Origin of the sequence: Xenorhabdus sp. TH1 (assembly GCF_037260955.1) — a bacterium.
In the GTDB taxonomy this organism is placed as follows: Bacteria; Pseudomonadota; Gammaproteobacteria; order Enterobacterales; family Enterobacteriaceae; genus Xenorhabdus; species Xenorhabdus griffiniae.
The window spans coordinates 1,832,540-1,855,234 of record NZ_CP147734.1; the positions used below are offsets into that span (position 1 = coordinate 1,832,540).

Consider the following 22,695-nt stretch of genomic DNA (forward strand, 5'->3'; position numbering starts at 1 on the left):
ATGTTTGGTTATCGTTCTACATCTCCCAAGATTCGCTTTATTACGAATAGAATGGTTATTCGTGTGGTATATGAACGGGATACTTATAGATTGGCTGAATATTATTCAGAAAATAAAGATTTTCTTAAGCCATGGGAACCGACAAGAGATGGTAGTTTTTATCAACCTTCTGGGTGGACAAACAGGCTGAATTATATTGCAGAATTACAGCGGCAGGGTTCGGCATTTAATTTCTTGTTATTAGATCCTAATGAAAATGAAGTGATGGGGATTGCTAACTTCACTAATGTTGTACGGGGAGCGTTTTATTCCTGTTACCTTGGTTATTCTTTGGGCGAGAAATGGCAAGGCCAAGGGTTAATGTATGAAGCTTTGCAACCGACAATCCGTTATATGCAACGCCATCAAAAAATGCACCGAATTATGGCTAATTACATGCCACATAATCATCGCAGTGGAAATTTACTGAAGAAATTAGGTTTTGAACGAGAAGGCTATGCTAGGAACTATTTAATGATTGACGGTGTTTGGCAGGATCATGTGTTGACATCATTGATTGATGATTCTTGGGGGTTATAAATGTGTTGAAAAAATAGTAATGAATTCGGATATAGACGGTGGCCGTCTTGAGGGCTGTATTGCCAGAGCAGAGTCAATGGCAAGCAGAAACGGTAAGGAATATCCCGCTGGCCGCAGTTTGACCAGCGGCTGATAATTATCTTCAAGATTGCGTACGATGCTGACCGGAGGGGGGTTACCTACAATCAAGGTATAGAGTACTGCTCCTAACGCATAAAGATCTGTCCAGGGGCCTTGTTGGTTTTCTTCATTGGCAGTGTATTGTTCAACAGGAGTAAAGCCTGATCGGATGGTTATTTCTGTATCATCAGACAAGCGTGTTGTTGTTTGGCGGGTAGATCCTAAATCCAGCAATATGGGTGATTGATTCTCTTGGATCAAAATATTGTCCAAGGAAATATCACCATGTAAATAATTCCTTTGATGGAGCGTATCAAGAACATTTAACAAAGGAAACAGTATCTGACGAAACCAATTTTCATTGATGAAATGTGGATTTTTTATCCTCAATTTATTTAATGTCATCCCTTTGTAAAAGGACGCGGCTATATACGCTGTGCAGTTTTGCTGCCAAAAACGCAGAAAATGGGGAAGACAGGGGTGTTCGAAACAGGACATTAAGTGGGCTTCACGGATAAAGTCTTGCAACCCAGCATAAAAGCGTTTTTCCAACTTTTTTCCTCGTAAATTGAGTTTCATATTTTGATTGCGTGTAGCAAAAGAGTGGGGCGTGTATTCTTTGATAGCAATAGATTGTTTGAGATGATGATCCCAAACACGATAAACAATACTGCCCCTACTTTTGCCAATGACTTCTTCGATTTCAAATTCATTAAGGCAGTACCCAATTGGAAGTGGGTAAATAAAACCAATGTTGTCATCGATATGTGTTCTCTGAAAATTTTGCAAATGGATAGCCTCTCAGTTATCTGCTTAGTTTGTGAATTGACATTGAAACTCACCTTGTTCGAGATAAAGTTGAAGGGTTCTGTCGTATTAACAGAGAAAATCTGAGTCAATGTGGGGTTGGTTGTATTTTATGCAGCTAATCGATAAAACATTTCTGCCGGTGACAATGCTTTATCTTCTGATTGTGAAGATTGTCCTTTAAGCAGCATGAAACGAGTTCTATCCCCGCTAAAATCGTTTGAACCCGACGAAACGATTAAAACCTAACAGCGGCCGTATCCGACGTTTGATATTACGGTGATCTTGTTCCACCAAGTTGTTAAAGTATTTACTTTGTCGGATAGTGATGGTTTCCTCTTTGGGTCTATCGGCGTTGAGCGTTGCCAGTGCAGTGGTATTCGCTCCACTTTTATCAAGGGTTACGATCTCAGGCTCACCGTGATGGCGGATCGCCTTGCGAAAGAAGGGCAACGCGGCGGGAGCATCCCGCTTGGCCGTCAGCGGAAAGTCGATAGTTTGCCCGGTTGTATCGACGGCTTGGTACAAATATTTCCATTGTCTTTTGATTTTAATATAGGTTTCGTCCATGCTGTTTATGAGTTAAGCATAATGTTTACTGTTTGCAATCTATAGGTGTAATTCTGTTGATGATATATATAAGTTTATTTTATTATTTAATTAAAACTCATCACTATGCCTGTCTATATGTTTGTTAATATTTAAAAACCACAAGTTTAATTAACGCTATAAATAGCTCAGGTAGGTTGGTGAAAATTTATTGGCTAAAGTTTTAATGTATAACCTATTAATTATTATATGTATTTAAAAACAGGATGAATTGGCTGGTTAATCTTGAATGTCTTATCAGAAAGATTATTTTTTTAATTTGGTTAACATAGTTCTATTAGGAAAGTCTGCTTTGATATTAGTGACTGAAATAAATCTAAAATTTAGGCTTTTTAAATCAGTAACTGCTTTTTTCTATTAGAGATATAAATTTATTTTTTTTATGATGTTGCCTTTTTTTGCTAAAAAACATGGATGAGAGATACCTGCTATGCTATGAATAGAAAAGGCGTTAACATTTTTGAAGCAATAAATTAACATTTAGGAGCCGCTTAGCGGTATGTAAATTGTTTGTTATGTTTTCCAACCTTGAAATGAAAGGAATTTATTAATATTCGATAATATTATCTTGATTTCTTTGAGCTAATCGCTTTACATCTTTTATGCTCATTTCATAAAAATTAATCTTAGAAAATACCATGAATTTATTGAAATCACTGGCAGCGGTTAGCTCAATGACGATGTTCTCCCGCGTTCTGGGCTTTATTCGTGATGCCATCATTGCTCGTATATTTGGTGCTGGCGTGGCGACGGATGCCTTTTTCGTTGCTTTTAAACTGCCTAACTTACTGCGTCGTATTTTTGCTGAGGGCGCTTTTTCACAAGCGTTTGTGCCCATACTTGCTGAGTATAAAAATCAGCAAGGGGATGAAGCGACACGCACTTTTATTGCCTATATATCAGGAATGTTGACGTTGATTTTGGCAATAGTCACCGTGATAGGGGTGATAGCCGCTCCTTGGGTCATCTATGTGACGGCACCAGGTTTTACAGATACGCCGGATAAATTCACTTTAACCCGTGATTTACTCAGAATTACTTTCCCTTACATTTTCTTGATATCGTTGGCTTCGTTAGCAGGAGCGATTCTCAATACATGGAATCGCTTTTCTGTGCCCGCTTTTGCACCAACATTGCTTAATATCAGCATGATCATTTTCTCGCTGTTTGTGGCTCCTTACTGTGATCCACCTGTGATGGCATTAGGTTGGGCCGTGATTGCTGGTGGTATTTTGCAACTGGCTTATCAGCTTCCGCACCTGAAAAAAATAGGAATGCTGGTATTGCCACGAATTTCCTTTCGTGACAGCGGGGTGTGGCGGGTTATTCGCCAGATGGGGCCGGCTATTTTGGGGGTTTCTGTCAGTCAAATTTCATTGATCATCAACACCATTTTTGCTTCATTTCTGGTTTCTGGCTCGGTTTCGTGGATGTATTACGCTGATCGTTTAATGGAATTACCTTCGGGTGTGCTGGGAGTGGCATTGGGTACGATCCTTCTGCCTTCACTGGCAAAGAGTTTTTCCAACGGGGATCACCAGGAATATAGAAAATTAATGGATTGGGGATTGCGCCTTTGCTTTTTGTTGGCATTACCTTGCGCGGTGGCGTTGGGTATTCTGGCAGAGCCTTTAACCGTGTCACTCTTTCAATACGGCAATTTTTCTGCCTTTGATGCAGAAATGACACAACGCGCGTTAATTGCGTACTGCTTTGGCTTGATGGGATTGATTGTGGTTAAAGTCCTTGCTCCGGGTTTTTACTCCCGTCAGGATATTAAAACCCCAGTCAAGATTGCGATTGCAACCCTGATTTTGACTCAGTTAATGAACCTTGCTTTTATTGGTCCATTAAAACATGCGGGATTGGCGCTTTCTATCGGTTTGGCTGCCTGTTTCAATGCCAGTATGCTTTATTGGCAATTGCGCAAGCGTGAGATTTTTAAACCGCTGGCAGGATGGGGGCTATTCTTATTGAAGTTGGCGGTGGCAATTGCCGTTATGGTTGGGGTATTACTGATAATATTGTGGTTTATGCCTGCCTGGGATCAGGGCAATATGGCATTGCGCCTGCTACGATTGATGGGGGTTGTGATTGCGGGAGCAGGGAGTTATTTTGCCGCATTGGCTTTGATGGGGTTCCGATTGAAGGATTTTGCCCAACGAGGCTCAATGTAACTATACGCATTAAACTTCAAGTTGCAATTTACAACACGCTATGAAACCTGATTTTTCCCCGCTTCGCGGGGAGAAATTACATGCATCTATTTATCGCCATATCAGTGATCTGCTCTTTCATACTGGGTTTGTAGGTTTGATAGGTGTAATTCAATTGAAAGGTTTTTCGGCAGGCATAACAGTGATAACGTTGATGTCCATTGCTTCCTTTTCCATGTACTTTTACATCCTCTGTTTTGTGATAATAACGACAAACCACATCAACTTTAGCCATATCTCACCAATAATAAAAAATCGTGAGTTTATCACAACATCCAATTATTGGGAGCGTGACCCGTGTTTCGGATAAGAGACATCGTCAGAATACTCAATCAGAACACGATATATTACCCGAGCACTGCTTAATGCGATAGAATCTAAATTACTGGTCATTCTCAATGTAATGATAAAAACAAATAAACCGTGGGATGAATCTTTCCACACGGTTTAAAGAGAAAGACAGTTGCTCATTACCCCACAAAGATATTTCTTAAGGTAGTAGCTACTCAATTTTCATCAAGGATCAAAACGGGGATCTTTGGTGTTGTCATTCAAACCAAAAAGAATATAGGCCCAGTTATAGGCTATTGGATTACTTTCGTCATTTTCATCAAAGAGATAACTAATTTGCTGGAAATATAGGGGTTGAAGAGGGGAATCACCTATTTGCCCCATTATTCCTTGATAATCTAAGGTCAGGACATTACAGACTGGTGCTGGCATATCGGGCAGTTCGCCAATACCACTTCCTGAACGATAAGCCATATTAGAAGCGCTAGCGATATATAACTCAATATCTTGTGGTGTGTAATTAACTTCGACATCGTTTGAGTTTATCCACCAAGACGCAAAAATATTTATCAAACGCGTTGCACTGTGTGTTTGATTAGGGTCGGAAAAAGAATAGCTTAGCTTTTGAAATTGTAGCGGTTTATAGACGGCTAAGGAAACAGATCCTTCTGGGGTATTCAGGGGTCTGATTTTATTTCCGATTTTTTTGCTAATCGCAATGGATAGGGGGTTGACAGCAGAACCATTCCCAGTAATGGGGTACTGCGTTTGTATAGCATAATAGCCATTTAAGGCGGTATAATTTTGGTCTTCTCCCTCAGAGGTTTGTTGTCCATTATAGAATACGACTGGTTTTGAGAGTTCCATTTTTTTTCCTTAATGATATTTATACAGCAGAGTTAATACCACATATTTTGTAATAGAATGGGATTAAAGTAATTGATATTTAACATGTAGGGAATTGTAGTGGGTACTTCTGTTGGCAGAACAGGTTTCGCGGAAAAAAGATGTTGTACGATAATGAGTTCATCCTGATATAGAGATTGATCAGCTTTCTCTGGATCAAGAAATGTGACACGGGGAGAGCTAACAAAAATAGCATTATTGTTTTCATCATAATAAGTAGACTGATAATAAATATTCCAATACATATAATATGTTTCCATTTCACTAATATTTATTTTATTATGAAGTTGAGAGTTAATATTATTTAATTCCCTATCAATTTCACTAAGATGGAACGATTCTTCAAAATAAAAATATGGTGCTCCCGGTATTGTTTTTATTTTCGCAGTGGATAAATCCACATGACGAAAGATAGAAATGGTTTGCATATCTGGCACATGCATCCCACGAATTTGAGAGTTAACTTTATCTTTAAAATAATCTATATCTAAGTTTCCATTTGCAATATCTGCATCCCGAGTCATTTGTGTTTCCACACCTTGAACGGTATTTTTTAATGTTTTGTTATCGCAGTGTAGCTCGATATTATCATTGTCGTTATTCTGTAAATTATTTATTGGCAAATGTATCCCAGAGGTATCCCGAAAAATTGGAGAGTAATATTTAGTCATTTTAAATTAATCCTCTATTGTATAATAAAATAAAATATTAAAATAAAAACAATCAGGTGAGTGATCACGACCAGTGGGTAAATAATGAACCCAATATGACGGTTTTTTCACAATTAAAAATTCAATACTAAATTGGTCAATTTGATCCCAATGTACACTGGTTACACAAAAAGGAATTGCATTCTCATTGAGATTTTCGGGGGACGATGGGGGGGCTGTATAAAGTCGCGTTTGAGCCAGCCATGAAAAGGTTATAATTTTAGATTGTAAAGGTAGAGTATTTTTCCATGATGATAAATCAAGTGAATTGCTGATTAGCATTTGCCCTTTATTATCTGTTTTTACTGCTTGAGAACCACTGGCTACGTTGATCTTTTGGATAAACATTTTGGTTGTAGCAGGGCCACTGTAAAGTCCATCGCCCAAAACTTTAAGACGATTTGTCTGGTTTGGTAACGATAGTATAGGGAGAGTTAGCGGTTTTGCTGAGGAACCATCACCGAGTAGGGTATTTGATTTTGTAGTGATTTGAATAAATTCATCTTTTTCGATAGGAGCATGTTGATTGTTTTTCAATACAACGGGAATCCTGTTTTGATTGTCTGTCATCGAAATTTCTCCGAGAGACCTCGCTTTGTGAGCGGGGGAGCGGTCACCCTTTTATTTTTATGGTCAGGGTGGCCTGTTGTGGGTATAAGCCGGAATTATCCAAAATTTTGTTAGCTTAATTTAAGGCCTTCAAATATGGTATCCAGTTCAATTTTCTTCCTACCTTGTTAAAGGTGTAATGGCTACAAACCTATTCATAAAAGCAACATAAGCTTGATCCAGACTTCAATTAATGTTGACTTATCATGGTTATTCCTTAGGCTTTCTTAAATGCCGGAATTACATAATCACCTGCCGTAAACCATGCATCTGGTGTGCCTAATAACATGGTTCGATCGCCAAAAAATGTGGTAGGAATGCCTGTTCCTGATGTAGTAGCCGGTGCTTGACCACCCGAAGTCAGTCCCGTATCACCACCGGCACCCATCTGCACATGGCTCATATCAACAGTCAGAGGTGTTGTATCTCCGTTGCTATAAGTCACGGTTAATGTCATGGTTTTATTGGCTTGATCATAAGCAACATTAGTAATTGATTTGATCTCAATTTCTTTAGTCGCTTTCTTGATCTTTTCATCCACCACATCGCAGGTCGCAATTTTATCTTCGGGTTTTAATGGATTTCCATCACACCCGGTTAAGTTGGTGACGATTTGTGGATTGGCGATAGTAGCTTTCTTTATCTTGTCATCCACTACATCACAAGTGGCAACTTTATCGGTTGGTTTTAATGGATTTCCATCACACCCGGTTAAGTTGGTGACGATTTGTGGATTGGCGATAGTAGCTTTCTTTATCTTGTCATCCACTACATCACAAGTGGCAACTTTATCGGTTGGTTTTAATGGGTTTCCATCACACCCGGTTAAGTTGGTGACGATTTGAGGATTAGCAACAGTGGCTTTCTTGATCTTGTCATCTACCACATCACAGGTAGCAAGTTTATCGGTAGCTTTTAATGGTGCTCCATCACAGCCTGCCATATTTTTAGGAATAATTGATGTCGTTGATAAATAATTGTCCACCTCATTTTGTATACAGGGATATAATTGCGAACATATATCCGTCAGCGCTGTAGTATCCAGCGTTAAATGTCCTGCAATATTAGTTTCTTCAATTAATTGAGTTGCTGAGAAAGCATTATTTTTCCCAGTATTATTGCTTATATCATTACTGGTAATTACTGTATTTTCTGATATTAAACCACCACTTATTGTCGCTTGATTTATGGTAGGCTTGTTCAATAAGGTTTTGTATATTAATGGGATAGTTTGATCATCTAGGGGTGCTTTTAATTGTTGCAATAACGCTGCTAAAGCATTTGAATCTAATGTGATGGAATCCCGTATGGTAGGAGAATCTAAAGTACTTTTTAATAAAAGCAGCGATTCCAGTTTTGCTCCGTTTAACTGTTTGAGTAGTGATGTCAGTGCATCAGTATCTAATATCAGGCTTTTATTTATTGTCGGATTAGTCAGAATAGCATCAGACAGTTTCACACCTGAAATTTCTGATTTTGTTAAAGCAGCGAGAATACAGTTAGTTAACTCATCACAAATTTGTTGTGCCAGACTGCTTTTGGTTGCTTCATCAGCGAGTGTCAGGTTTGCAACGGTCAAATTCTTTGCACTAGTGTCATTGAGAATAGAATTCTGCAATGTAGTTTTTTGTAAAAAATTGCCAGTAATATCTGTATCATAATCATTGTTTTTCATATATTAATATCCTTTAGAAAAAATAAACAATATGAATAAAATGAATGGAGATATGTTTTCTACATCAACTTTTATTTGAATTAAAAAATGAAAGGTGGTTAATTTAATGCTTAAGTTTATTAGCTGACGAAATAAATCTTACTATATAGCTTTTGTTTTTTAAATCCAGATATTTATCTTATTTCCTTGAGCTTTGGTTAATTATGCTAAAAAATAAATTTTATTAGCATCTTCGTATTAATTTAAAACTTTAACTCTATTTAATGCGAGTGAAACGCTTATTGTTTATGATATTAAAGTGATTATTTATTTGTTGTATTTATCTAATAAATACCTTTCCATTATGGAAAGGTATTTTGATGAAATATTTCATATTATTTTAAATAAGTTTTTTAATTTTGATGTTTTTTAGTTAATTTGAATTACTTATTATGAGCTTCGATTCGGTCATGTATTCAATTCGTTGATTATGGTTAAATATAATATTTTCGCTCAATGAACGTACCAATGACTTTATCATGCATTATAGGAGACTTTGAGTAACCCAGTGTTTTACGGTTCAATCGTTTAATGCGAATACGGAGAGTCCGGTTTTCACGCTCAATACGCTGTGTAAAGGTTTTTCCGATGAGGTGCTTATTTGTCGGTAACATGTTGTAAGCACTGAAATTATCAGTGCACCCAAAAAACGACATTAAATAGGGATAATTTTTTGAGCAGTTTCCTCAGTGTGTTCTTACTCCGATCACCGAAAACATGGGCAATAATGCGCTTCATTCGAGGCTCCCAAGCGTACTATAACCAACGTGGCCGCTTTTTATTTCCAACAAATGACCACATCTCGTCAACTTCACAGATGAGCTGAATTTCCAAATTATCCAGTGGTAGTGCAGTTACACCCCGTGGGTTGAGTTTTTTAAAGCGCGAACGACAGCATTAATGCTGATATGTAATACCCGTGCGGTATCACGGATACCGGCATTATTCATGGTGAGATCAACAACTTGTTCTTTTATGCCTGTCTGGCCTACTTTATAGGTGTATTCAAGTTGAAAGGTTCGTTTGCAGGATAAACAACGGTAACGTTGATGGCCAGCATCGCCTTTACCGTGTTTTTTGACAAATTCAGTTCGTTGACAAAATCGACACTTGACTTCAAGGGTTGCCATTTAATTTTCCCGGAAAAATAGCGATTATACACGAGCATCAACGGATTGAATACATGACCCACTACCTCTGTTTTTTTACTTTTCATGTGTAATTCATGCCAATACTTAACTTAAATTATCATCGTATTAAATTATTGCGTTATTAAAAACAGTTATCACATGATAACTGTTTTTAATAACGCAAAAATAGAATAAATAACTAGTATCATAATAGGCGTAGATCTGAATTATTTTATGGATAAGAGTAACTAAAAAAGTGAGTTAATATCAAAACTTATAAGGTGTTTATATATGTTATCGTATATTGGCAAAGGCACTGTTTTATTCTTTTTCCTTTACACATTATTAGTACCCTATACGATCACAAACTCCTTTGCCGATAGTTATTTGGCATCTGAAAAAAAAGAGAGCGTTAAAAAAAACAATCCTCCTCCACCCAGTGTGATTACTAAAAATATCCAAATGGCAGGCAATATCCTGTCATCCTCACCTTCAGAACTGGCAGAACAAGCTAAATCCTACGCGATAGGGCAATTTAACAGTGCAGTCGCTTCCGGTGCACAAAAATGGTTATCACAGTTTGGTACTGTCAGAATTAATTTTGGGCTGGATAGAAAGGGAACGCTAAAAAACAATTCATTCGATCTGTTACTGCCCATTTATGATAATCAAGCAGACTGGTTGTTCTTTTCTCAACTAGGTTATCGTAATAAAGACAGCCGGAATACTATGAATCTGGGGTTAGGTGGTCGTTATTTTTATCAGGACTGGATGTATGGTCTGAATATCTTTTATGACTATGACCTGACGGGGAAAAATCAACGCCCTGGGCTGGGCGGAGAAATAGTGGGAGATTATATTAAATTGTCCGCTAACACCTATTATCGCTTGAGTAACTGGAAAAACTCACGGAATTTTGCCGGTTATTACGAACGCCCAGCCAATGGTTATGATATTAATGGAGAGTTTTTCTTACCTGTTTATCCTCATTTGGGCGCCAAACTGTCTTATCAGCAGTATTTTGGCGATGACGTGACCTTATTCAATCGTGACACAAAACAGAAAAACCCCGTTCTGGCGACATTGGGACTGTCTTACACTCCGGTTCCACTGTTTACCTTGGGGGTGGATTATAAACAAGGGGGAAGTGGGCACAGCGAAACACAGTTTTTGGCGAATTTTAACTATAAACTGGGTGTTCCCCTAAGTATGCAGTTATCGCCAGAAAATGTGGCGGCGGCAAGGGCATTAGCGGGTAGCCGTTATGATTTGGTAGAAAGAAACAATCATATTGTGCTTGAGCACCAGAAAAAACCGATTGTCCAATTGTCGTTACCGGAAACGATTGTTGGATACAGTCAGGAACAGCGCGAGATTACCGTCAAATTATCGTCTAATGATTTTGTTAAGCAGATCTACTGGACAACGAACAAAGATTTTGAAAAAAACGGCGGGAAACTTTCTTCCCGTGTCGGTCACACCATAAAAGTCACCCTGCCAACCTATTTATCCGGCGATAACCCGCATAACAATTACCCCATCTATGCCCTGGCTGAATTGGACGATGGTCAAAAATCAGCGCCGGTTGCGATGCACGTGATTGTCAGGCCCTTTATGCTGAAAAAACAGGAAGGGGCTTATTTTACCCCTGCGGGGCCATTGCCTGCGACGGGAAATAAAAAGGATGGCTATACGTTTAACCCGGTGATCACGTTTAATACGGTTAATGGTGCACCGATAAAAAATGCCACTATTAGCCATGTTCAGTGGATAACCGATCCAAAAACCGGACCGGATACAGGGTTGCAATGGATTGATTGGGAAGCATCAGGTTCTGTAGCATTGGATGAAAACGGATATTTCAAACGCAAACCTGTCTTAATCAGTTCCCAGCCCCATAAAGACGTCAAAGTGTACCTGCAACTGAATAGCCAGCCGCCACAATTAGTAGGGGAGGTCAGCTTTGATGAAAATCAGGCCAGTTTCCACGTCGATAAAGTTAAGGTTTCACCGCTAGTACCGTCACGGATAGCCAACGGTTCCCTGGCTTATACCTACAGTGCGGTGGTGTTAAATGATGATAACAATCCGGTGAAAAACCAGAAAATCGCCAATGTAAATTGGAGTAAGGATAGGAACCAGAATGGGCTGATTTGGAACCCATCAAATGGTGACGTCACAACGGATAGGGAAGGAAAATTAACGGCCACCTTGGCCAGTACAGAGGCAATAAAGGATATCACGGTTTCACTCGCCATTGGTAACCACAAACCTGTGCCGACAGAACAACCCGTCTCTTTTACTGCGGATACGTCGAAATATCATATTAAAGTGGTGGGTGTTGGGCAGCCAGGTAAAGGTCCTTTGGTTGCGAACGGCCAGGATACGTATACCTATACGGCTGTCATCGTTGATAGGCATAATAATAATGTGAATAATCAAAAAATTACCGACGTGAAGTGGAGTGTTAAGACAAAGGATGGTCATGATTTGAGTGCCAATCCGAACCTCAAATTGACGAATGACGGGGATACAACGGGTAAGCAGGGGGAATTAGTTGCCTACCTGAAAAGCATTGAGGCAATACAAGATGTGGTGGTTTCACTGTCCATTGAAGGCCAACAGCCTGTTCTTGCAAAACCTCCGGTGACCTTTACTGAGGATACGTCGAAATATCATATTAAAGTAGTGGGTGTTGGGCAGCCAGGTAAAGGTCCTTTGGTTGCGAACGGCCAGGATACGTATACCTATACGGCTGTCATCGTTGATAGGCATAATAATAATGTGAATAATCAAAAAATTACCGACGTGAAGTGGAGTGTTAAGACAAAGGATGGTCATGATTTGAGTGCCAATCCGAACCTCAAATTGACGAATGACGGGGATACAACGGGTAAGCAGGGGGAATTAGTTGCCTACCTGAAAAGCATTGAGGCAATACAAGATGTGGTGGTTTCACTGTCCATTGAAGGCCAACAGCCTGTTCTTGCAAAACCTCCGGTGACCTTTACTGAGGATACGTCGAAATATCATATTAAAGTAGTGGGTGTTGGGCAGCCAGGTAAAGGTCCTTTGGTTGCGAACGGCCAGGATACGTATACCTATACGGCTGTCATCGTTGATAGGCATAATAATAATGTGAATAATCAAAAAATTACCGACGTGAAGTGGAGTGTTAAGACAAAGGATGGTCATGATTTGAGTGCCAATCCGAACCTCAAATTGACGAATGACGGGGATACAACGAGTAAGCAGGGGGAATTAGTTGCCTACCTGAAAAGCATTGAGGCAATACAAGATGTGGTGGTTTCACTGTCCATTGAAGGCCAACAGCCTGTTCCTGCAAAACCTCCGGTGACCTTTACTGAGGATACCCAAGATTATAAGGTTAAAGGGGATATTCAGGTCAAGCCGTCAGGAGGGATAGTCACGGCAGATGGTGTCCAGAAATATACCTATACGGCGATTATCGTAGGTCTTGATGGAAACCCTGTTTCCAAGAAAAACATTTCGAATGCGACGTGGAAGATAGAACATCCCGACAATATGCCTGAACTCACGCTAGATCAATCAGATAAGACAACCGATGACAAAGGACAATTAACGGCAACCTTAACCAGTACTAAGGCAGTCAATGGGGTTGTCGTTTCACTCACGGTGGGAAAACAACAGCCGATTCAGGCAAAGCCACCTGTAGATTTCGAACCGGAACAGGTGTCAATAACACCGACACCATCAAGCCCCATATTGGTGGGTAACAATTATACCCTGACCGTTAACGTTAAGGATGCTACGGGTAAAAATTCGGAGCCTAATAAGCAAGTTAACTGGACCTTAAAAAATCCCAATCAAAAAGGAGTAACACTGAGTCCAACAAGCAGCACAACTCAGGGTGATGGGAGTGCTACCACAACATTAACCAGTACGCAGGCGCAAATAGTGACGGTAGAAGCTTCTGTCGAAGGCGTTGAAACAGCGGCGTCAGTGGATGTGGAATTCAAATGGCCAACCATTCAGAAACCCGCCGTTGCCGAAAAAACCGGCACCGTTCCGGCGGATGGAGATAAAGATCCGCAACACGCTTATCACTATACTGCGCATGTGGTTGGTGCTGATGGTAAAACACCTTATACCGGGCAAGAGATTAAATTTAAGTGGCGGTTAAAAGGTACTCCACAAAATACCTGGTTATCAGAGAAGGGAGAAGTGACTGCTCAATCTGATGGCACATTAAAAGTTCAACTGCGGAGCAGTGAGAAAAATCCGGTAGCGACAGGCGTTATCGTGTGTCTTTCTGCTGTTGATGAAAACTCTGTTGAGATTTCTGAAACAGAACAGTGTGCTGATGCTGTGGATTTTGACATGGAAAATTTAAAGATAGACAGCCTTGATGTTGCGTTTGATCCTAAACATCCAATAACGGGGGGAAGTGGTGGACATTATACTTATACGGCGAAAGTGGTTAACGCTGACGGTACTGCGCTACCTGATGGGTATAAGGTAGAAGAGGCTAAATGGACTCTGGACCCTGCCCCTGGAACCTATAACGGTCAGGCTGAATGGGAAATTAAAGGTGACAATGACAATATAGTCACAAATGGTCAAATTACGGCCACCCTAAGCAGCCAGGTGGGTATTGGTGATATTAGTAATGGTCAAGTTACTGACGGTCTGACGGTAAAATTAGAAGTACCGGCAGGAAGGGGGAAAACAACTTCCAGTCAGGCAAATCAACAAGTTGCTTTTGAAGCACCGACGTTGAACGCTGGGCTGCATGTATTCAGTGATAAATATCCAATAGGAAAAATATTTAAAGAGCAGAATAAACCCTACAATACATTTCAGAACCTGAAGGGCGAATTAGTGGATGCTTCTACAGGAAAACCGATTGCCGAAAATAGCAAGAGCGTGAACTATGATGCGAATCCTAAAGTAATAGATTCTGGTGGTACATCGATTGGTGATACATCTACTAATAGTCGATGGGATAAGGGAATAATTTCATTTAACTTTATATCTACAGCTGTTTCTAACTTAAAAGTGATAACAACGGTTAAAAAGACGAATAATGCCAAATATATATATGCCTATGAATTTAACGTAAAAAGGTATTTTTTTGGCTCCCCCGATGGGTTAATTACCATTCCAAATGATTTTAATTGCGCTACGGACACGGGTGCTACACAAAAAATGACAGATTATGAACTCTATAGGGGATCTGGATCTGATATTGATCTTATAACAGAGTTTGGCGATATTTCTAAATATGGAATAGTCGGTAATCCTGAATTTATTATTGGTGTTGGTCAGTCTCAAAATAAGGGACAGAATTTTATATATGACCTAAAAAATAACACCCATTCATTTAGTGATGACACGACTCAAGGATATGCTATGTGTGTCGATCACGGTTAATTTTAGCCCTGATTAAAAACTGGCATGGTTTAGTCATGCCAGTTTGGGACAGGTAATTACATCCGCTCTACCGTCTCGATACCCAAGGTATCCAAACCTTGCTTCAAGGTCTTCGCTGTCAGCAGGGCTAATTTCAGGCGGCTCTGACGCACTTCTTCGCTATCCGCGCTCAGGATTGGGCAATGTTCGTAGAAACCAGAAAACAGGCCAGCCAGATCATAGAGGTAAGCACACATCACGTGAGGAGTGCCTTCGCGGGCAACAGTTGTGATGGTTTCTTCAAATTGCAACAGGCGCGTTGCCAGAGCTTGTTCACGTTCTTCGTTCAGAAGCATCGGGTGGATCAGGCTGCTTTCATCAATTTCTGCACGCTTGAAGATAGAATTTACGCGGGTATAGGCATACTGCATATAAGGTGCGGTATTACCTTCAAAGGCGAGCATGTTATCCCAATCAAATACATAGTCGGTAGTGCGGTTTTTGGAAAGATCGGCATATTTCACCGCGCCAATACCGACGGCGTTGACAACTTTTTTCAGTTCGTCTTCCGGCATATTTGGGTTTTTCTCACGGATCAGGGCATCTGCGCGTTCGATGGCCTCATCCAACAAATCAGACAATCTGACTGTTCCCCCCGCACGGGTTTTGAATGGCTTGCCATCTTTGCCTAACATCATGCCGAACATATGGTGTTCGAGTGACATCGACTCAGGAATGTAACCCGCCTTGCGTACGATTGTCCAAGCCTGCATCAGGTGTTGGTGTTGGCGTGAATCGATGTAGTAGAGAACCCGATCAGCGTGCAGGACTTCATGACGGTACTTGGCACAGGCAATATCCGTGGTGGTATAAAGGTAGCCGCCATCTTTTTTCTGGATGATGACCCCCATTGGTTCGCCTTCTTTGTTCTTATACTCATCAAGGTAAACCACGATAGCCCCATCACTCTCGACGGCAAGTCCACGTTGTTTTAGGTCGGCAACAACGCCAGGCAGCATATCGTTATACAAACTTTCACCCATGACATCTTTTTTTGTCAATGTCACGTTCAGGCGATGATAGGTTTCCTGATTCTGCGACATGGTGATATCAACCAGTTTGCGCCACATGGTACGGCAGTATTCATCACCGCCTTGCAGTTTTACGACGTAGCTACGGGCACGAGCCGCAAATTCTTCATCTTCATCGTAAGTTTTCTTCGCTTCACGATAGAAGGCTTCCAAATCGGCTAATGCCATATCACTGGCATCTTCGTTCTGGACTTTCTCCAGATAAGCAATCAGCATTCCGAACTGAGTACCCCAGTCACCAACGTGATTGGCTCGAATGACTTTGTGCCCCAAAAACTCCATAGTACGGGCTGCGGCATCGCCAATGATCGTGGAGCGAATGTGCCCAATATGCATTTGTTTTGCCACATTCGGTGCAGAATAGTCGATAACGATGGTTTGTGGCGCGACCGGCGTGATGCCCAGTTTTTCATCTTTCAGCGCAGTTTCGAGATTGGCAGCAACCCACGTTTTATCCAGAAAGATATTGATAAAACCAGGACCGGCAATCTCAACTTTGCTGGCAATTCCTTGCAGATCCAGCAAACTGACGACTTTTTCTGCCAATTGTCGGGGTGGCATACCCACTTTTTTCGCTGCTGCCATGACACCATTTGCCTGGTAGTCACCAAACTGAGCTTTTGCAGATTGACGAACGTGAGCTTCACTGTCGGCTGGAGCACCAGCAGCAATCAGCGCATGGCTGATTTTTTCTGAAAGAATGGCCTGAATATTCACCGTAGTACCTTAAATTACGCACAAAAGCCCTTGCATTTGAATTATGCAAATACTTTTAAGCGTGTGAGTTATGAGAAAATAACGGGTTTTATACCATATTCATTATCCTGCATGCTACTATCAGCCGCCGCTTGCGGTATGACTTTGGGTTTTTTAGCTCGCCTTTCAGGTGATAGTTTTTTGCTGGGGGAAAGATGACACACTTTGCAACAATTCCTGAATTACAGGATTTGGTGGTTGATTTATATCAGTTTGAACAAAAGCTAAAACAGTTTGGTGAATATCTTGGCCTGGAACTTACACAGTATGCAGCGGATCATATTTCCCTGCGTTGTAATGATATTTCAATCGCTGATCGCTGGCGTCAAGGTTTTCTGCAATGTGGTCAATTGATGTCTGAGAGCATGATCAATGGCCGGCCGATCTGCTTATTTGAGTTAGAACAGACAATCACTTTACTTGGCTGGCAAATTGACTGTGTCGAATTACCTTATCCGGGTAAAAAGCAATATCTTCACGCAGGCTGGGAACACGTCGAATTTGTCCTGCCTGTGCCACCAGAACAACTGATTCGCGAAGCCTATAAATTACTGCCTGATCCGCTGCCCGCTGTTTTTCGTACGAAAGAGAGTCAGCCGAAAGGGGATAGTGAAAGATTACCCAATCCAACGTTAGCGGTAACAAATGGTGAAATCACCATCAAATTTCACCCTTTTTCTCTCAAAGAGATTATCAAAAATTAAACATACCGTGTTCTTTTTGTGATCTTTATCGTAGCACTGCAACTCCGTGTAGCGATAAGCTCGCCTGAATGAGTGATATTTGAACGAATCTGAGTGGGCGACTAAAAAATAAAGCGCTGTTTGATACGATAGTATCAGGGCGGGAATGCAGCGGAGCAGGCTGCATTTGCCATGATTGCCAGCCAATAGAAGGCTTAAGGAAGTCACATGACAGCACGCTACATCACGATTGATTGGGGATCGACCAATTTACGCGCCTGGCTATATCAGGGCGATGAATGTCTGGAAAGCAGGCAATCGGTAGCGGGAGTCACCCGCCTTAATGGAAAATCGCCACAGGTAGTGTTAGCAGAAATGACCCAAGGCTGGCGAAATGACAAAACGCCGATTGTCATGGCAGGGATGATCGGTAGCAACTTAGGCTGGAAAACCGTTCCATATCTGTCGGTTCCCATTCAGTTCTCTGCAATCGGCGAGCAATTAACCCCAGTCGCCGATAATGTCTGGATTATTCCTGGATTGTGTGTTTCACGTGAAGATAACCACAACGTGATGCGAGGCGAAGAGACACAATTATTAGGCGCTCACCAGCTTTTCCCTTCTTCCCTTTATGTCATGCCCGGCACTCACTGTAAATGGGTATCCGCTGATGACCAACAAATCCACGATTTCCGTACTGTGATGACCGGTGAACTCCACCATTTACTTTTGCATCATTCACTGGTGGGCGCGGGATTGCCCGAACAAGCAGTCTGTCCCGAAGTTTTTAACGCTGGTCTTAAACGGGGAATAGATTCTCCGGTGCTTTTGCCTTTTTTATTCGAAGTTCGCGCTTCGCACATACTGGGTACTCTGCCGCGCGAATATGTCAGTGAATTTTTATCCGGCCTGTTGATTGGTGCAGAAGTGGCGAGCATGAGTCACTATTTTGCTGATCAACAGACTATCACACTCGTCGCCGGACTTTCGTTAGCTGCCCGTTATCAGCAGGCGTTTAACGCTATCGGACGAAATATCTCTTTGGCAGACGGCGATACCGTTTTTCAGGCAGGTATAAGGAGTATCGCAAATGCTGTGGCAAGCCAATCTCCCGCTTATCGCTATTCTTCGCGGTATTAGACCCGACGAAGCGCTTGAACACATCGCGGCGGTCATTGACGCTGGGTTCAATATAGTAGAGATCCCGCTTAACTCTCCTCAGTGGGAACAGAGTATTCCAGCCATTGTGCAAGCGTTTGGCCGTAAAGCACTGATTGGGGCGGGAACTGTACTGAAACCAGAGCAGGTAGATGTGTTGGCGGAAATGGGGTGTAAATTGATTGTCACGCCTAATATCCGCTGCGAAGTGATCCGCAAAGCAGTTGCTTATGGTATGGCAGTATGTCCAGGTTGCGCGACAGCGACAGAAGCGTTTACCGCGCTGGAAGCTGGAGCACAGTCATTAAAAATTTTTCCAGCATCGGCATTCGGCCCGAACTATATCAAGGCATTGAAAGCGGTGTTACCACCAGACATACCTGTTTTCGCTGTGGGGGGTGTAACGCCAGATAATCTGTCTCAATGGATTAACGCAGGTTGTATAGGAGCCGGCTTAGGCAGTGATCTTTATCGTGCCGGTCAATCGGTTGATCGTACTGTACGGCAAGCAACCTTATTTGTTAACGCGTACCAAGAGGCCATACGATGAAAATAATTAAATTCACGACTTATCGTGTACCTCCACGCTGGATGTTCCTGAAAATTGACACAGATGAAGGTGTTGCAGGCTGGGGAGAACCGGTAATTGAAGGCCGTGCCCGTACAGTGGAAACGGCAGTGCACGAGCTAAGTGAATATTTAATTGGACGGGAGCCAGCCCGTATCAATGACTTATGGCAGGTGATGTACCGCGCAGGTTTTTATCGTGGCGGGCCTGTTTTGATGAGTGCCATAGCGGGCATCGATCAGGCTTTATGGGATATCAAAGGTAAGGTCTTGAATGCACCCGTGTGGCAGCTGATGGGGGGATTGGTGCGCGACAAGATCAAAGCTTATAGCTGGGTGGGAGGTGATCGTCCTTCGGAGGTGATTGACGGTATTAAAACCTTACGGAAGATTGGTTTTGATACATTCAAATTAAATGGTTGTGAAGAACTGTGCATCATTGAGGATTCGAGAAAAATCGATACTGCTGTCAATACGGTAGCGCAGATCCGTGAAACGTTCGGCCATGAAATTGAATTTGGGCTTGATTTCCATGGCCGTGTCAGCGCACCAATGGCGAAAGTATTAATCAAGGCGTTAGAACCGTATCGGCCTTTATTTATTGAAGAACCGGTGCTGGCGGAGCAGGCGGAATATTATCCACGTCTGGCGGCGCAGACCCATATTCCCATTGCGGCAGGCGAGCGGATGTTTTCCCGTTTTGAATTTAAACGTGTACTGGAAGTGGGTGGTCTGGCAATTATCCAGCCAGACTTATCGCATGCGGGAGGTATTACTGAATGCCATAAAATTGCAGGTATGGCTGAAGCTTATGATGTCGCACTGGCACCGCATTGTCCACTGGGACCGATTGCGCTGGCCGCTTGCCTGCATATCGATTTCATATCACGTAATGCGGTATTCCAGGAGCAGAGCATGGGCATTCATTACAATAAAGGAGCGGAGTTACTTGATTTTGTGAAAAATAAAGAAGATTTCAGTATGGAAGGTGGTTTCTTTAAACCTTTAATGAAACCCGGTCTGGGTGTTGAAATTGACGAAGCACAGGTCATTGAGCGCAGCAAAAATGTATCGGACTGGCGAAATCCAATATGGCGACATAAAGATGGTTCCGTTGCTGAATGGTAATTGCCCCTTATTAACTAACTAAATCAATGCGTTCTTTTACACCTTCTGTTAACCACAGGGCAAGGTGGAGGGTTTCACTGTGCCCAAAATCTGGAGACAGATTGAGATGAATATTTCAGTAACAACGACGAAAATTGGGCGTCGGCGCTATCTGACGTTGATAATGATCTTTATTACGGTCGTCATTTGTTATGTTGATCGAGCTAATCTTGCGGTTGCATCAGCCAATATCCAGAAAGAGTTTGGGGTCACAAAAACGGAAATGGGTTACATCTTTTCTGCTTTCTCTTGGTCTTATACCTTATGTCAAATTCCCGGTGGTTGGTTTCTTGATCGCGTTGGTTCACGCTTGACCTATTTTATTGCTATTCTTGGCTGGTCGGTGGCGACCCTATTACAGGGTGTTGCAACCGGTCTGATATCACTCATAGGCTTACGTTCCATTACTGGTATTTTTGAAGCCCCGACATTCCCCACCAATAACCGGATGGTAACAAGTTGGTTCCCTGAACATGAACGTGCCTCTGCCGTTGGGTTTTACACATCAGGCCAGTTTGTGGGGCTTGCTTTTCTGACGCCGCTTCTCATAGGGCTCCAGGAATTAAGTAACTGGCGCTGGGTTTTTTTCGTAACAGGGGGCATTGGGTTTATTTGGTCACTGATCTGGATTAACGTTTATCGACAGCCACGATCAACAAAAAATATGGGTCACGCAGAGCTTGAGTATATCCGCAGTGGAGGAGGGATAGTCGATGGTGATTCGCCAGTTAAGAAAGCGGTTCGACAGCCTCTTACTATCGCGGACTGGAAGCTGGTGTTCCACCCTAAGCTGGTGGGCGTCTATCTGGGGCAATTTGCAGTCGCTTCAACACTGTGGTTTTTTTTGACCTGGTTCCCAAATTATTTGACCCAAGAGAAGGGAATTAGCGCCCTAAAAGCGGGTTTCATGACGACCGTTCCCTTTCTGGCCGCATTTTTAGGTGTACTGCTCTCTGGCTGGTTGGCTGATAACATGGTGCGTAGGGGGTTCTCTTTGGGAGCGGCACGTAAGACCCCGATTATTTGTGGTTTGATAATTTCCGCCTGTATTATGGGAGCCAACTACACTAACAATCCAATATGGATCATGGTGTTGATGGCGCTGGCGTTTTTTGGTAACGGTTTTGCGTCTATTACCTGGTCACTGGTTTCTTCACTGGCACCGATGCATTTGATTGGTTTGATCGGTGGCATTTTTAATTTTGTCGGTGGGTTGGGTGGGATCTCTGTACCACTGGTGATTGGTTATTTGGCTCAGCGCTATGGTTTTTCTCCAGCACTGGTTTACATTTCTGTCGTCACATTGATTGGTGCTCTCTCCTATATCTTTCTTGTGGGAGAGGTGAAACGTGTAGGCTAATTGGGCGTTTATATCCGAGGGGCTTTGAATGATAAAGCTGGAAATTTGTTGTTATAGCATAAACTGTGCTTTGGTTGCACAACAGGCAGGAGCTGATCGCATTGAATTGTGTGCAAGCCCATCGGAAGGTGGGGTAACACCGAGTTTCGGTGCATTGCAGCATGCACGACAGCATTTATCAATTCCTGTACATCCCATTGTCCGGCCAAGAGGAGGAGACTTCTGTTACAGCAACACTGATTTTGAAGTAATGAAAAATGATGTCGCTCGTATCCGTGATATGGGATTTCCTGGCGTTGTTTTTGGCGTGTTAAATGGAGAAGGTCATATTGATCGGCTTCGCATGAGGCAATTGATGTCATTGGCAGCGAATATGAAAGTTACGTTCCATCGTGCCTTTGATATGTGTTTCAATCCACATGTTGCATTAGAACAACTGACAGAGCTTGGTGTGCAGCGTATTTTAACTTCAGGGCAGCAACAAAGTGCTGAATTGGGATTACCCTTGTTAAAAGAATTGTTACAGGCAAGCCAGGGGCCGATTATTATGCCTGGGGCGGGTGTCAGAATAAGTAATATCTGTAAGTTTCTGGAAATTGGGGTAACAGAAGTTCACAGTTCGGCAGGTAAAATGGTGCATTCTGCTATGAAATATCGAAAAGTCGGCGTGACGATGAGTTCTGATGACAGAGAGGTAGATGAATATGCTTACCATTGTGTTGATGGGCAATTGGTTGAGTCGATGAAGGGAATGATCAGTTTGGTTCAACGGAAAAAATAAAATAGCTTGTGTTTCATCGGAAATTCCCCGTTACATAGTCAACTATG

16 protein-coding genes and 2 pseudogenes are annotated in these 22,695 nt (G+C 42.0%); 9 read left to right on the forward strand and 9 right to left on the reverse strand.

The genetic code is table 11. The features are described from left to right. Complete coding sequence (rimJ, locus tag WDV74_RS08205; RefSeq protein WP_338885470.1) at window positions 1–579, forward strand: ribosomal protein S5-alanine N-acetyltransferase; 579 nt, start codon at window positions 1–3, stop codon at window positions 577–579. Here rimJ and WDV74_RS08210 read toward each other — a convergent pair. Further along, window positions 574–1,488, reverse strand: a complete 915-nt coding sequence (locus tag WDV74_RS08210; RefSeq protein ID WP_338885471.1) for a protein kinase — start codon at window positions 1,486–1,488, stop codon at window positions 574–576. The two genes, rimJ and WDV74_RS08210, sit on opposite strands and share 6 nt — an antisense overlap. A gap of 128 nt (window positions 1,489–1,616) precedes the next feature. Continuing rightward, a pseudogene (locus WDV74_RS08215) lies at window positions 1,617–2,076 on the reverse strand (IS6 family transposase); the annotation flags it as partial. Window positions 2,077–2,753: 677 nt separating this feature from the next. Here WDV74_RS08215 and murJ point away from each other — a divergent pair. Further along, the gene (gene murJ, locus WDV74_RS08220; RefSeq protein WP_338885472.1) at window positions 2,754–4,292 is read left to right on the forward strand and encodes a murein biosynthesis integral membrane protein MurJ; all 1,539 of its coding nucleotides are present in this window, start codon (window positions 2,754–2,756) and stop codon (window positions 4,290–4,292) included. A gap of 76 nt (window positions 4,293–4,368) precedes the next feature. Here murJ and WDV74_RS08225 read toward each other — a convergent pair whose 3' ends face one another. From WDV74_RS08225 to WDV74_RS08250, 6 genes and pseudogenes are all read right to left on the reverse strand, one after another. After that, a complete protein-coding gene (locus tag WDV74_RS08225; RefSeq protein WP_338885473.1) occupies window positions 4,369–4,566 on the reverse strand; it encodes an IS1 family transposase in 198 nt (65 codons plus the stop codon). A 281-nt stretch (window positions 4,567–4,847) separates the two neighbouring features. Then, window positions 4,848–5,489 (reverse strand): hypothetical protein, encoded by a 642-nt coding sequence (locus tag WDV74_RS08230; RefSeq protein ID WP_338885474.1) that lies wholly within the window; start codon window positions 5,487–5,489, stop codon window positions 4,848–4,850. Window positions 5,490–5,521: 32 nt separating this feature from the next. Continuing rightward, window positions 5,522–6,199, reverse strand: a complete 678-nt coding sequence (locus tag WDV74_RS08235) for a hypothetical protein (RefSeq protein ID WP_338885475.1) — start codon at window positions 6,197–6,199, stop codon at window positions 5,522–5,524. Between the two features lie 6 nt (window positions 6,200–6,205). Further along, window positions 6,206–6,808, reverse strand: a complete 603-nt coding sequence (locus WDV74_RS08240; RefSeq protein ID WP_338885476.1) for a hypothetical protein — start codon at window positions 6,806–6,808, stop codon at window positions 6,206–6,208. 256 nt (window positions 6,809–7,064) lie between these two features. Then, complete coding sequence (locus WDV74_RS08245) at window positions 7,065–8,522, reverse strand: hypothetical protein (RefSeq protein ID WP_338885477.1); 1,458 nt, start codon at window positions 8,520–8,522, stop codon at window positions 7,065–7,067. Between the two features lie 473 nt (window positions 8,523–8,995). Beyond that, window positions 8,996–9,691: pseudogene (locus tag WDV74_RS08250) on the reverse strand (IS1 family transposase). 291 nt (window positions 9,692–9,982) lie between these two features. Between WDV74_RS08250 and WDV74_RS08255 the strand changes: the two are divergent. Then, window positions 9,983–15,106, forward strand: a complete 5,124-nt coding sequence (locus WDV74_RS08255; protein WP_338885478.1) for an inverse autotransporter beta domain-containing protein — start codon at window positions 9,983–9,985, stop codon at window positions 15,104–15,106. Window positions 15,107–15,162: 56 nt separating this feature from the next. Here WDV74_RS08255 and argS read toward each other — a convergent pair whose 3' ends face one another. Continuing rightward, the gene (argS, locus tag WDV74_RS08260) at window positions 15,163–16,893 is read right to left on the reverse strand and encodes an arginine--tRNA ligase (RefSeq protein WP_338885479.1); all 1,731 of its coding nucleotides are present in this window, start codon (window positions 16,891–16,893) and stop codon (window positions 15,163–15,165) included. A gap of 194 nt (window positions 16,894–17,087) precedes the next feature. On the opposite strand from argS, the gene WDV74_RS08265 reads away from it, so the two are divergent. The 6 genes from WDV74_RS08265 to cutC all read left to right on the forward strand — a co-directional run bounded on the left by WDV74_RS08265 (window position 17,088) and on the right by cutC (window position 22,648). Further along, window positions 17,088–17,636 (forward strand): VOC family protein, encoded by a 549-nt coding sequence (locus WDV74_RS08265; protein WP_338885480.1) that lies wholly within the window; start codon window positions 17,088–17,090, stop codon window positions 17,634–17,636. A 207-nt stretch (window positions 17,637–17,843) separates the two neighbouring features. Continuing rightward, entirely contained in the window at window positions 17,844–18,755 is a 912-nt protein-coding gene (locus WDV74_RS08270) for a 2-dehydro-3-deoxygalactonokinase (RefSeq protein ID WP_338885481.1), read from the forward strand. After that, on the forward strand, window positions 18,706–19,323 hold the full coding sequence (locus WDV74_RS08275) for a 2-dehydro-3-deoxy-6-phosphogalactonate aldolase (RefSeq protein ID WP_338885482.1): 618 nt from the start codon (window positions 18,706–18,708) through the stop codon (window positions 19,321–19,323). The genes WDV74_RS08270 and WDV74_RS08275 overlap by 50 nt, the downstream gene beginning before the upstream one ends. Then, the gene (gene dgoD, locus WDV74_RS08280) at window positions 19,320–20,468 is read left to right on the forward strand and encodes a galactonate dehydratase (RefSeq protein WP_338885483.1); all 1,149 of its coding nucleotides are present in this window, start codon (window positions 19,320–19,322) and stop codon (window positions 20,466–20,468) included. Before WDV74_RS08275 ends, dgoD begins: the two co-directional genes overlap by 4 nt. A gap of 106 nt (window positions 20,469–20,574) precedes the next feature. Continuing rightward, entirely contained in the window at window positions 20,575–21,867 is a 1,293-nt protein-coding gene (locus WDV74_RS08285; RefSeq protein WP_338885484.1) for an MFS transporter, read from the forward strand. 28 nt (window positions 21,868–21,895) lie between these two features. Then, window positions 21,896–22,648 carry a copper homeostasis protein CutC gene (cutC, locus tag WDV74_RS08290; RefSeq protein WP_338885485.1) on the forward strand — a complete coding sequence of 251 codons (753 nt, stop codon included), beginning with the start codon at window positions 21,896–21,898 and terminating at the stop codon, window positions 22,646–22,648. The last annotated feature ends 47 nt before the right edge of the window (window positions 22,649–22,695 follow it).